This is a genomic window from Streptomyces sp. NBC_01077 (genome assembly GCF_045162855.1).
Lineage (GTDB): Bacteria > Actinomycetota > Actinomycetes > Streptomycetales > Streptomycetaceae > Streptomyces.
Genome location: NZ_CP108669.1, coordinates 68,910 through 81,101, shown reverse-complemented (window position 1 = coordinate 81,101; position 12,192 = coordinate 68,910). Strand labels below are relative to the sequence as shown.

The following is a 12,192-nucleotide window of genomic DNA, read 5'->3' as shown; positions in this document are numbered from 1 at the left end:
GGGTCTTGCCTGCAGGGCCCTGGCCGCGGTGCTCGGCGGGGCTGTCCGGGCGGGGTCGGCAGTGGGTTTCGCGCTGTTGTCGCCAGGGCTGTTCTCGCCCAGGTCGGCTGTGGTCAGACCCACGGTCAATTGTCCGCTTTCCAAGGAAGGCCGCCGCCACTGGCGGGATCACCGTGGAGACCCGGGCCCACTTCGGCTACACCGCGCCGGCGGGCAGCATCGACGACGGACGCTTCCACAGGCTCACCGTCCACCTCCCTCCGGCGTGCGCGAGGATGGTCTCTTCCGCGAGAATCTCCCGCACCACCGCGAAGTGGCCCTGTCACTCGGCAGACCACGACGGGTTCCATTTCTCATCGATTGCCCCCCGGCGGCGGGTCACAAGGTCCTCCTCAAGCTCGTCGAGGTGTGGCAGCGTCTTCGAGTTGATGCTCAGCATCGGGCAGCGGATGCAGGCGTGTTCGAGATGGACGCGGCGCATTTGGGTAGCAGCTACCTATAGCAGGGCACCTTGCTTACGAAATACTAATCAATGCACTTAAACATCAACCAGAAAGGACACTCCAGCTATGCTTCGACGCCTGGCGGCTACCTTCCTTGCAGCTTCCGCCCTCCTCGCAGTCACCACAACAGCAAGTAATGCGGCAGATGGAGACGGCAGCGACATCAAGATCAGCACGAGTACTCACCAAAAGGTCTGGTCGTGATTCCTCCGGGAGCGGTCGAGTCACGTCCCGGTTCCATGGGTCTTCTGGCTGATGCCTACTGATTTGGGGACTGACTGACTGCCAGCACCACCAAGGCCGCTCATGGAATGCAGGTCCATGAGCGGCCATCACCGCTCCAACCGCCGTCGAGCCCCTTCGGCGGCTCTGCCACGTTGTCTCCAGTTCTGGTTTCAGGGATGAGGCGGTCTGGGGGCGGTCGTAGGATCCCGTCCGGTCGTCAGGGAGCGTGGACTCATCGACAGGGACTTTCGGAGAACCGGTCTGGATCTGGCAGTGCGCGGTTCCTGGTGCCGGGCTTGGGTTCGGTCTGCCGGGCGGGATGGCCGCCGCCGCACAGCAGTGCGGCGGAGCTGGTCAGCCGAGGGATTCGGCGCGGTCGATGTATCCGTCCCGGACCAGGTATGCCACGAGGACGCGGAGGGGCTCGGGGGCGAGGCCGTGGGCTGTTTCGTGGTCTACGACCCAGTCGTCTTCGGTGAGTCTGCCGGTGATTTCTGCGTGCCAGCGGCCATCGGCGAACTGGCCGACGTAGGCCTCGCGTTCCGCTCGGCGGCCCTCGAGTACCCACTCGACCAGAGCATGAGGCGGGTCGCGTGCGGCAGGATGGGGAACCAACAGGGCTCCTGAGTCGATGGGGTGAGACTTCGAACACCCCCTCAACGGCGCGGGAGCTTTACGCGTTGCGGTCCTCATCCTGACTCGGCCTGGGGCACCCGATCAGTAGCCACTCTGAAAGAGCTCACGGGATCGCTCTGTTCAGGGACCGGCCAGGTGGTGTTGACGCCGACCTGATACGACCACAACTTCACTGCCGGATTCGGGTGGGACGTTGAGGCGTAAGCCGACAGCGCCGGTCATCGCTTTGTTCCACGCCTCCAGGAGAGCAACCGCCTTCACCCCCTCAAGCCAGGAATTCGGATCTGGCGCCAACAAGGATGACAACTGATCGATCGGTGCCAGTAACCCTGTCAAATCAGTTCCGCTAGTGTCCTGCGCCGGAGATCCGTTGGCAGAAACGGGTGAGTGAGTCGAGGATCTCTTCGGCTGTTTTGGTCCAGGTGAACGGGGTCGGGTTTTCGTTCCACTGCTTGACCCAGGCGCGGATGTCGGCTTCCAGGGAGCACACACTCTTGTGGGCGCCTCGCCGGATCTTCTGGTCTGCGAGGAAGCCGAACCATCGCTCCACCTGGTTGATCCAGGAGGAGCCGGTGGGTGTGAAGTGCAGGTGGAACCGTGGGTGTTTGCCCAGCCACGCCTTGATTGCCGGGGTCTTGTGGGTGCCGTAGTTGTCGCAGATCAGGTGGACCTGAAGGTGCCCGGGGACCTCTTTGTCGATCTTGATGAGGAACTTCTTGAACTCCGCGGCCCGGTGCCGGCGGTGCAGTGAGGTGATGACTTCACCGGTCGCGACGTCGAAGGCTGCGAACAAGGTGGTCAGACCGTTGCGGACGTAGTCATGAGTGCGGCGCTCGGGCATGCCGGGCATCATCGGCAACACCGGCTCCCTGCGGGCCCAACGCTCCAACACCACACGCTCATCGGGCGACAACAACAACGGTTCCAACTTCGGACCGCGACGAGGCACCGGCACATCCGCAGAAGCAGTGAGCTCTTTCAGCGTGGCCACCGATCGGGTGACGGCGGCGAGCCCGAGGTGAGGGCCGCAACGCACAAGGCTCCCGTGCCGTTGGGGGAGGTGTTCGAAGTCTCAACCCACCGGCACAGGAGCCTCGTTGGTTCCCTATCCTGCCGCACTCGACCTCCCACACGCCCTGGTCGAGTGGGTCACCATGCTCATCGTCACCCGCGAGGGTGACCGCAGGTGCAAGCTCCCGCCCCACCAGCGTGCGCTCGTCGCTCTGGTGTACCTACGCTGCCACGACACACTCACCCGGATCGCGGCCGGCTTCGGGATATCCGTCGGCACCGCCCACGCATACGGGTCACCGCCGTCACCGGCCTGCTCGCCGACCGGGCGCCGGGCCTGCTCAAGACTCTGCGCGAGACGATCCGGACTTCGTCCTCCTGGACGGGACCCTCGCCGAGTGCGACCGCGTCGGCGACAGCCGGGCCGACTACTCGGCCAAGCACCGCCGGCACGGCGTGAACGTCCAGGTCGTCACCGACCCCGCCAGCGAGATCCTGCGGATCTCGCCCGCGCTGCCCGGCCGCACCCACGATCTGACCGCGGCCCGCACCCATCGCATCATCCAGACCTGCGAGCGTCAGGGCGTCCCGGTCCTCGCCGACCGCGCATACCAGGGCGCCGGCCCCTGGGTCACCACCGGACTCAAACGACCACCGGGTGGTGAGCTCACCCTCACCCAGCGCACCGTCAACCGGGCTCTGGCCGCAGCCCGGGCACCAGTCGAACGCGGCATGGCACGGCTGAAGTCCTGGCAGATCTTCCGCAGATCCCGCATCAGCCCGAACCGCATGACCGTCATCACCAAAGCCGTCCTCACCCTGGAGAGGCAACGCTGAAAACGCTCAGTCATGCACAAACTAACCATGGATCTCCGGCGCAGGACACTAGCGTGGCGCTTGCGACGCAAAGAGCCAGGCCAGCCCGACTTGGCAGTTCCGACTAGCGTGTCACGGCACAGGTCGACGTCTGCATGACGCTCCAGGTCACCGACTCGCTCGCGCATTGAGGTGTGACAACTACGGCTGCGAACCTGCGATTGGTGACAACAAGCGCGCGCATCTGGTGGCAGATAGCACTGAGATTCCGGCGCGAAGCCGGCAGGTCGACTGCCGTCGCCGGTGACAACTACCGCTGCGAGGCAGAGCGCTGTGTGGGCCAGGCCGGTTCCCACCTCCAGGCCGTCCACCGCACCGCGTGTGCGAACAACCCGGCACGTTGGGTGCTCGAAGTTCACGTACCAGTTCCCAGTCGGCGCCAGCCTCCGCTGTCGGGACGAAGAAGGCGTTGACGCTAAACCAGGCCGCAGGCGGCTTCTACCTCTGATCTTGCGCAGTGCTTCGCTCTTTAGGACTCTGCTGAGAAGGGCGTGCTTCGGGCAGGCGGGGTGTTGTTGGTCCTCCATGGTTGCTGTGAACGTGGGAGGGTTGAGAAGGATGTCGCTGGAGCCTCGGGCGGACGTGGGGGTGCCGGAGCTGTGGGCCGCGCCCGCGGCAAACCCACACCCAGGCTCTCCTGAGGCTCGCCCGCCAACGCATCAGCGTCCTGTTCGCCATGCTCCGAGACGGCACCTTCTACGAGTCCAGAGTCCCCTGTCACCCTCGCCGTATGACCATCGCAAACAGACTCATACCCGGCATCACGTCCTTGACGAAAAACATAGAGACCCCCCGAGCGGTGCACGTCGCGCCATATGGCCGTCTCGCCCAAACGCACTACGTTCTCCTCTGGCCACGGCCAGGATGTTGCCGGGCTTGCCTACCTCAGCGAGCGCGTCGTCGGCGGTACCGTGCGGGCTGAAAGCGCCGCCGCTGAACTGAGCGGCCACGTCTGGCACCAGCGGCACCTTCCCGGACGCAGGCGTGAAGAATGAGCTTCTTCAGCGGTCACTCCAGAGGATGAGTGGCTGGCTGAGGTTGACTGCCCTCTGAGCTGCGGCAGCGCAAAGCTCTCGTGGGCCCAATCGTCACCCGATCGGTGGCCACTCTGAAGAAGCTCAATGTCTCACCCCCCGCCTGACAACATGGAAGCGCTCCTGGCGGTCGGGAGACTCGAGAAACGAGTGGAGTAGCCGGTGCTGATGCTGCTGCGCATTTTCGCTTTGAGGATGGGCGGTACAACCTCTGAAACACCGAAGGAGACGTGAGCCAATGCCCGACATCGCCGATCTGCAGCATCTTCCTGAAGAGTCGCCTCAGACTGAACACGCTACCAATGGCGAAGAGGTCTCTTAGGGTCTGCCGATCATTAACCTGCCGCTTTGATCTTGCTGTTGGGGCTGCTGCTTTGGGCGGCCACTCGGGCTCGAAGGGCTGGCAGGGCGGTCGGTGGGATGACGGCCGGCGAGATGATGATGCCCTGTGCTTCAAGCAGTTTCCTGATCTTCAGCAGGGTGCGGTGCATTGCGGTGCGGCTGCTGTTGAACAGAACGGCAAGAGGTTCCGCGGCCAGGTTGACGCGCAGGTGGAGCACGGTGGCCAGGACCTGGTCGGCGAAGGTGAGGCGGGGTGGGCGTCCGCGGCGGGGAAGGCCCTTCGCGGCCAGGGTGTGGATGAGGTTCTGCAGCTGGTGTGGAGTCAGGCCCGTCAGTTCGGGGTCGGACAGCAGCGCCGAGTGCCACGGCGGTGTCGGTGGCCGGCCGTTGCGGGCTGCCGGGACGGCCGGGCTCGGCTGGGGGTGCAGGGCATAGTTCCACTCGCCGTGGAAGGTGTGCCGGGTCAGCGGCAGGGCCGCCATCTCCGCGTCGCCGACACCGACGCCGGTGGGGTAGGTGTTGGTGTCCAGCTCGGCCTTCACCCGCAGTCCGGTGCGGGTGGTGGTCGCGGCGATCGACTCGAGGATGACTTCGTGGCTGGTCAGCGGGCGACCGCGCCAGTTCATCGTGATGTGGGAGAAGAGCCGGTGCTCGATCTTGTTCCACTTCGACGTGCCCGGCGGCAGGTGGCAGACCGTGATGACCAGCCCGGTTTCCGCGGCCAGGCGGGCGAGGTGGAGTTTCCAGGCCCGGGCGCGATAGCCGTTGGACCCGCCCGCATCGGCGGTGATCAGCAGCCGGGAAGCTTGCGGGTAGTCGGCCCGGCCCTGACCGTGCCACCAGCGTCGGATCGACTCCACCGCGAACGCGGCGGTGTCGTGGTCGGTGCCGACATTGACCCAGCCGGTGTTGGCCGCCAGGTCGTAGACGCCATAAGGGATGGCCTTGCCCAGCAGCGGATCGGCGAAGTCGTGGACGCGGACCGGCACCGGTTCGCCTGTGGGCCGCCAGGAACGGCCATGGTTGTGGAAGTCGCCGACCAGCTCTTTCTTCTTGGTGTCCACGCTGATCACCGGCTGGCCGGCATCCTGGTGATCACGTGCCTGCTCGTTGAGATACCGGAACTGGGCATCCCGGTCGGCATGCTGGCTGCCCTCGAGTGTCTTGGCATTGGCCTGCAGCCGGAACCCCTCCTGCCGCAGCAGACCGGCGACGGTGTCCGCACCGACCCGGTGACCCTGACGGGTCAGCTCGGCCGCCAGCGTGCGGGTCGACTTCGTCGTCCACCGCAACGGCGACATCGGATCACCACGTTCGTCCGGCTCGACCAGGCTCAGCAGGGCACCCCGCAGTCCAGGGTCGAGGTCCGCGACGCGTTTGCGTCCGCCGCCCGGCCGCCGCACCCGCCCGGTCAGGAACTGGCCTGTCTCCAGGTCGGACATGCCCTTGCGAACCGTCGTCCCGCTCACCCCGGCCGCCCGGGCCACGGCCCGAATGCCGCCATGGCCCAGTCCTCGGGCCTCCGCGGCCATCAGCAGCCGCCGCTGTCGTTCGTCCAGGTGTGGGAACAACACCGCGAACTTCACGGCAAGTTGATCACGAGTCTCGTCCGGGATGCGCATACGACACCAACGAGCCCGAGCTCTGAAAGCAACACCTTGATGATCGGCAGACCCTTACTGCTATACCGGAAAATCCTGGATCAACAATCACAACGAGATCCTGGCCTAAAGACCGTTGCAGTAATAGGAAGTGTCTTTCCGATCATCGGATCGTTGGTCCGGTTGTGAGGGATGGCGAGATTTCTGACGCTGCGTGGGCGGTGATCGAACCACTTCTGCCGCCAGCCAGTCGGGCTCGTGGCAGGTGGCGGGATCATCGCCAGGTCAGACCGTCCACGGACGATTCGCCTCCAAGACGGTGACCGCGGCGTTCGGCGCGCTGGTCATGACGGTCGAGGACCTGCCCGCCTACGGCCCGCATCTCAAGGGCACCGTGGAGGGCCGGAACCGGGCGGTGGAGACGATGTTCCTGGCCGCGCTGCCCGGCTACGCCCGTCAGCCGCGCCCCGGCAAGCGTCCTGCCCGCCCGAAGGACGAGGTGCTGCTCGGCTTCGAGGACTTCACCTGCCAGCTGCTGGCCTGGGTGTCGTGGTGGAACACCGTCCACCAGCCTGCCCCGCTGGGCGGGAGGACCCCGCTGGAGACGTGAGAGGCCAATCCCACCTCTCTTCGGGAAGCGAGTTCCGAGGACCTGCAAACGTTTACGCTGGAGGACGACAGCCGGCCCCGGTTGGCACCCTCAAGTGATCAACGCACCACCTTCGGATGATCATGTGATCGTGGAGGCACAGGCGCGTGATTACGGGTTTTCACCAGCTCAGCAAGACGAGATCTGAAGACGCTGGCGCGAGGGGCAGTCGTTCAGTTGGTCGGGCGGGCACTCGAGGCACCGATGCAGCACGCCCGTCGCTTCCTGTACCAGGGCGGCGGCGTCCTACAACCACATCCCGGACCTGCGCGAGCTCCGCGCAGGCGGCATCCCGCACCAGCCGATGGAGCGGAGCGGTGATCCCGGGCCCGCCGTGCGGAGGACCGGTTCAGGAAGGATCTTCAGCGTCGCCTCTCGAGGGCGAGGATGGCTTTGGTGATTGACGTGAGCCGGTTGGGGCTGATCCGTGCTTTGCGGAAGATCTGCCAGGCCTTGAGTCGGGCGAAGGCCCGCTCGACGGGGAAACGGAGCCGGGCGTGTGCTCGGTTGACGGCTGCCTGTCTGATGGTGAGGGGCCTTCCGAGGTGGCGTTTGAACGGGACCTGGAAGGTTCCGCCGGCGCCGGCGTAGGCCTTGTCGGCGAGGACGGGGATCTGCAGTCGTTCACAGACGGTGACGATGCGGTGGGTGCGGGCGGCGGTGATGTCGACGGTGCGGCCGGGCAGTGCGGGTGAGTACCAGATGAGCTCGCCGGCGGGGTCGGTGACGGTCTGGATGTTCACGCCGTGCCGTCGGGCCTTGCCGGAGTAGTCGCGTTCGTGGTCGCCGACCCGGTCGCACTCGGCGATGGTGCCGTCCACCAGGACGTACTCGGGACGCGCGCGGCGCGGGGCCTGCGTGAGGGACGGTGCTTTCGAGGCGAGGAGCTTGATCACGCTCTGTACGTAGGCGTGGGCGGTGCCCTCGCTGATGCGGAAGCCCGCGGCGAGCTTCGCGTAGGTCGTGTGCTCGCGCAGGTAGACCAGGGTGATGATGGCGCGTTGCGAGGGTCGCAGCTTGCATCGGCGGTCACCCTCACGGGTGACGATCAGCATCGTGACCCACTCCACGAGCGCGTGCGGCAGGTCGAGTGCGGCAGGATAAGGGACCAACGAGGCCTCCGGTCGCAGCGGTTGCGACGTCAGACATCTCGAACCACTGCCCGAAGGCCTCGCCTGCTATCCGCAGGCGGCCGTCACCCGATCGGAGACCACTCTGAAGATCCTTAGGGAGCGTTGATCTTCATACGGAGGGACCGTAACTGTCCGAGCACCGCGCGTGCCGCCCAGGATCACCTGACGCAGCCGAGGCGGGGAATTGCGCGTCCGCTCACAGGCGTGCGTAGTGTCACTTGTCGGCGGCGAGCTTGCCGCCGACGCCGAAGCTGTCTGTGGGGGTCTCCTCGATGAAGACCATCACCGTCGCAGCGGGGATTTGGTAAGTCTCGACGAAAGCGTCGGTGATCTTTTTGATCAGCTCCCGCTTGAGCTCGACGTCGCGGGGGCCCTGCTGGACGGTCACTGCGGGCATGGCTGCCTCCTGGTCTTTCTTGAAGCCGTACGGCTTGAGCCGTGGCGTAGCCCAGTTCACCGCCCCGCGCTGTGGCGATCAAGGCACACTTGACTCATACACTGATCACGGATCGTAATGAGTGAAAGGGGTGGGTATGGAGTTGCGGCAGGTCAGGTATTTCCTCGCGGTCGCCGAGGAACTGCACTTCGGACGCGCCGCCGAACGGCTGCGCGTCGTCCAGCCGACCGTCAGCCAGCAAGTCCGCAGGCTGGAAGGCGAACTCGGCCTGGAACTGTTCGACAGGACCACCCGCAGCGTCACATTGACCACCGCGGGGCACGCCTTCCTGCCGCGCGCCCGGGCCATCGTGACGGCCGAGGAAGCGGCACTGGAGACGATGACCGCGTTCCACGCCGACCAGCTCACGACGTTGCGTGTCGGCACCAACACCGGTCTCGGCTCACGCCTGGAGCAGCTGTTGGCGGACATGGCACACCATGCGCCGGAGGTCACGGTGGAACTGCACAACGCCCCACCCGGGCCTCGGCTGCAACGGGTACGGGACGGCGCACTGGACGCCGCCTTCGTCCGCGGGGTCGGCCAGAGCCCGGGGCTCGACCTGATCCCGGTGTGGCGGGACGAACTGGTCGCGGCGTTGCCCGCGTCGCATCCGCTGGCCACACGCGAACGCGTCGAGATCGCCGACCTGGCCTCCATGCCGCTGCGCATCGCGCCACGCCACGCCAACCCGCACCTGGTCGACCTGATCACCACCGCCTGCCGGGCCGCGGGCTTCGAGCCCGTCATGGGCCCCGCCTTCACCACCGACCAGAACACCCTCGCGGCCATCGGCAGCGGCAAGCCCTCCTGGACCGTGTTCTACTCCTCCAAGGCCGCGATCTTGCCCACCGCCCGCACCGCCTTCCGCCCGTTCGCCCCGCCCGCACCCGCCCTGCAGACCTACCTCGCTGTCCGCCCGACCGCTTCCGCGCGACGCCTGGCTCCCCTTCTGAACGCCTGCCGCTCTCAGGAATCCTGACCAGAAGGAGTTCCGCAGGCCGGGGTACCGGCGGCCAGATGGCTTCCCACCCCGAAGACCACGGGCTGGTCCCCGAAAACCGCCGGCCGTTCGGGCTCCTCCGGCCGCTCAAGGGCGCCTTTGGCGGTGCTCTGCACGGCAGTGCCGCGCAGTTACTGCCGATCTTCGTCTGGACCCTACGCCCCTTTGATGAGGTCCCCGTAGGGCTGGCTGGGTTCAGGGGCGGGCAGGGGCAGCGCTCTGCTTACTCGGAGTCTGCTGGGACCTTGTCCTGGGGGTCATCTTCTGGAGCGTCTGGGTCGCGCAGTGGACGCAGCCCTTCGCCTGGCTGGGAGGCAGAAAACGAATAGCGTCCCAGGACGTTGAGGTGGGCGCTGCCCAGCGGGGACAGCCGGGCCACGTCCTCGGCTTTGACCTCGTGACCCTCGGCCTGAGATCGCTCCCGAAGTGCTCCTTGAAGAACTCCACACAGCTTGCGAGCTTGTCCTGGAGGAGCTCGTGAACAAGCGGCTAGGAAGCTCAGCTTCGCCCAACTTATCGCCGCGGCCGCCGAAGCTGACCTCTTTCACAGAGCCCACGACGGCGAACCGTCCACGACCGAGCTTCTGGAGGACTTGAAGGATCTGTGTAAGAACGTGCGGCATCGGGCCGCCGAGGGTGCACGCTCCTGGCTGGAGAAGCGCTGGGAACACGTGTCGGTGTGCCTCGAACGGGCTTGTGAGGCACGTCAATGATCAGAACTCTCAGTCCCCAGTTGCTCCGCGCTGAGGCGCCCCGCGCTGGTGCGGAAGTCGGGCATGCCGAGATGGACAGTGGTGTGCCGGGTGGCGAGGCCCCTCATCCGCGGCCTGGTGGGCCGGCCCCGTCACCGACCACGGCGTCTGTTCGCCGACCGCGGCTACGACTACGACAAGTACCGACGCCTGCTCCGCGCCCGGCGCGGCGCCCGAAAGAACCCGCCCAAGAACATCGCCGCCCGGATCGAGACCGCCGTCAAGGCCCGCTGGCTGCCAGGTGTCCGCCGACGCCGGCGCAAGCAGGCCGCCACCACCGGCATCAAAGTCTCCACCCGCGCCCGCTTCGGCTACACCGCCCCCGTCGGCACTACCGACGACGGCCGCCTCCGCCGCCTCACCATCAACCTCCCCGCTACCTATGCCCAGCGCCTCTTCGACGCCCAGGTCCAAGGCCTCACTGACCAGCAGAAGCGCGCGATCATGGCCGAGGGATTCAAGGAGGTCTACTCCCAGGACAACGGGGCCCCCGCGCCGCAGGACTCTCCGAAGTCAGACTCACTGACATCGACTACTTCGACATCGAGTACTGAGTCAGCCGGACTTCCTGTCGCGCCCGCCACAGCTCTCCTCCAGGGCCGCACCTCCCCGAGGACGTCTCCTGAACGATGCGTGACTGATGTATCGCTCACAGCTAGGGGCGCTCGCATCATCTCCGGAACAGCCGGTGTCCAGGCCGTCCTCCCCGATCCAGTAACTGCACGGCAGGGGAGCCGCTTGCCTGAGGGCGCCCCCCCTGTCGTGCGGACAGATGTCAGCCGTCGGTGGTGTGGGGGAGTCCGTCGTCGAGGACGATGCGAATGGTGTCGCCCTGGCCGGTGACATCGGCTAGTTCGGCGGTGATCCGGTGGTAGGAGGTCGTGGCCAGGGCCCAGTCGGCTCCCAACGGAGCCGCGGTGGAGCGGGTGTTCCACAGCTCGATCAGCAGGGCGATGAGGGAGCGTCCGGACAGGACGGTCTGGACGCGGCCGTCCTTGATGTCCTCGACGGCGGGCGGGGTGTGAAAGTGGCCGTGGTCGGTGGCCAGGCCGGAAAGCCATTCCCAGCTGTCGCGGTGCGCGACGACTTCGACGGAGGCGACACCGGCGGCCCTGAGGAGCAGGACTCCGTGCCTGACCTCGGTGTTCTCGGACTGGATTTCGGGAGCGTGCGGCACGGCGGGGGAGGAGGCAGCGGAGATGTCCGCACCGTGGTAGGCAGCCTCGATGGCTTTCTTGAGGCCGAGGTCCTGGTCGTTGTCCGTGCGTACGGGCTGCGGCTGCTGCTCGGTGGGGTCCACGGTCTCCCTCTGTGCCTGGGGCTCGGTCTCGGTCTCGGCGTGCTGGCGTGAATCGGCGGCTGCGGAATCCGGACCGGTTCGGCGGCCAGCCGGGGCCGAGGGGGCGTCTGCCGGCTGGGCGGGGACGGTCTCTGGCCCTTCCTCCGGCGGCCCGTCGGCCTTCTCCTGACCGTGGACTGAGGGAACGGTGAGGGTGCGCAGGGTGCTGGCGAGGTCGAGCAGCTGGCGGAGTTCGCCGCGGGTGTCGTGGAGGTCGTTGATCATCCGGTCCTGGCGGCGGCGGACTTCCCGGTTCTCTTCACGCAGTCCGGTGACGCCGGTGAGGACCACCTCCTGGATCTTGATGCGGGTCTGCGTGATCTCGCCGTGCAGCGCTGCGAGCCCGATGGTCGGGTCGTTGAGGGCGTTCAGCTGGTTCTGAACGGAAGCCAGCTGTCTCATCGCCTCTTCGAACGAGTGTTTCCACCCCATGTAACTCCCTAATTACTCTTGGTTGACGACCGCTCGTATCTCCCCACAAGAACTTCGTATGACGCGGCGGTTTCTGGCCCTTTCCCTGGCCGAAGGGAAGGCCCGCCTGGGAGGCGCGGCAAAGTTCGTGCCTGCTGCGGCGGGTGTCTTTGCGAGGATGCGCGGGCCACGGCGGCAAGGGGCCGGATCGCCCACGGCCGGCGCCGCCCGGACGAGGTGC

At 66.4% G+C, this 12,192-nt stretch carries 7 protein-coding genes and 5 pseudogenes; 5 read left to right on the top strand and 7 right to left on the bottom strand.

The genetic code is table 11. From position 1 onward, the window contains the following. Positions 1-134 precede the first annotated feature (134 nt). Positions 135-293, top strand: a pseudogene (locus OG462_RS00380) (XRE family transcriptional regulator); the annotation flags it as partial. 789 nt (positions 294-1,082) lie between these two features. Here OG462_RS00380 and OG462_RS00375 read toward each other — a convergent pair. Both OG462_RS00375 and OG462_RS00370 read right to left on the bottom strand, forming a co-directional pair. Next, positions 1,083-1,343 (bottom strand): hypothetical protein, encoded by a 261-nt coding sequence (locus OG462_RS00375; protein ID WP_406053502.1) that lies wholly within the window; start codon positions 1,341-1,343, stop codon positions 1,083-1,085. A 367-nt stretch (positions 1,344-1,710) separates the two neighbouring features. Next, positions 1,711-2,298 (bottom strand): annotated as a pseudogene (locus tag OG462_RS00370) (IS630 family transposase); the annotation flags it as partial. A gap of 163 nt (positions 2,299-2,461) precedes the next feature. On the opposite strand from OG462_RS00370, the pseudogene OG462_RS00365 reads away from it, so the two are divergent. Continuing rightward, positions 2,462-3,212 (top strand): annotated as a pseudogene (locus tag OG462_RS00365) (transposase family protein). A 1,408-nt stretch (positions 3,213-4,620) separates the two neighbouring features. Here the strand turns inward: OG462_RS00365 and OG462_RS00360 are convergent. Beyond that, positions 4,621-6,249, bottom strand: coding sequence for an ISAzo13 family transposase (locus OG462_RS00360; RefSeq protein WP_406053500.1), 1,629 nt, complete (start codon positions 6,247-6,249; stop codon positions 4,621-4,623). A 298-nt stretch (positions 6,250-6,547) separates the two neighbouring features. Between OG462_RS00360 and OG462_RS00355 the strand changes: the two genes are divergently transcribed. Then, positions 6,548-6,838: a hypothetical protein gene (locus tag OG462_RS00355; RefSeq protein ID WP_406053498.1), complete on the top strand. Its 291-nt coding sequence runs from the start codon at positions 6,548-6,550 to the stop codon at positions 6,836-6,838. A 401-nt stretch (positions 6,839-7,239) separates the two neighbouring features. Here OG462_RS00355 and OG462_RS00350 read toward each other — a convergent pair whose 3' ends face one another. Continuing rightward, a complete protein-coding gene (locus OG462_RS00350; protein ID WP_406053496.1) occupies positions 7,240-7,989 on the bottom strand; it encodes a transposase family protein in 750 nt (249 codons plus the stop codon). Positions 7,990-8,224: 235 nt separating this feature from the next. Continuing rightward, positions 8,225-8,407 (bottom strand): 4-oxalocrotonate tautomerase DmpI, encoded by a 183-nt coding sequence (gene dmpI, locus OG462_RS00345; RefSeq protein ID WP_406053494.1) that lies wholly within the window; start codon positions 8,405-8,407, stop codon positions 8,225-8,227. A gap of 136 nt (positions 8,408-8,543) precedes the next feature. On the opposite strand from dmpI, the gene OG462_RS00340 reads away from it, so the two are divergent. Further along, a complete protein-coding gene (locus tag OG462_RS00340) occupies positions 8,544-9,428 on the top strand; it encodes a LysR substrate-binding domain-containing protein (RefSeq protein WP_406053492.1) in 885 nt (294 codons plus the stop codon). A 244-nt stretch (positions 9,429-9,672) separates the two neighbouring features. Here OG462_RS00340 and OG462_RS00335 read toward each other — a convergent pair. Beyond that, positions 9,673-9,861: pseudogene (locus tag OG462_RS00335) on the bottom strand (hypothetical protein); the annotation flags it as partial. Positions 9,862-10,357: 496 nt separating this feature from the next. Here OG462_RS00335 and tpg point away from each other — a divergent pair. Continuing rightward, positions 10,358-10,755 (top strand): annotated as a pseudogene (tpg, locus tag OG462_RS00330) (telomere-protecting terminal protein Tpg); the annotation flags it as partial. Positions 10,756-10,976: 221 nt separating this feature from the next. Here the strand turns inward: tpg and OG462_RS00325 are convergent. Next, positions 10,977-11,942 carry a hypothetical protein gene (locus tag OG462_RS00325; protein ID WP_406053490.1) on the bottom strand — a complete coding sequence of 322 codons (966 nt, stop codon included), beginning with the start codon at positions 11,940-11,942 and terminating at the stop codon, positions 10,977-10,979. Positions 11,943-12,192: the final 250 nt, after the last annotated feature.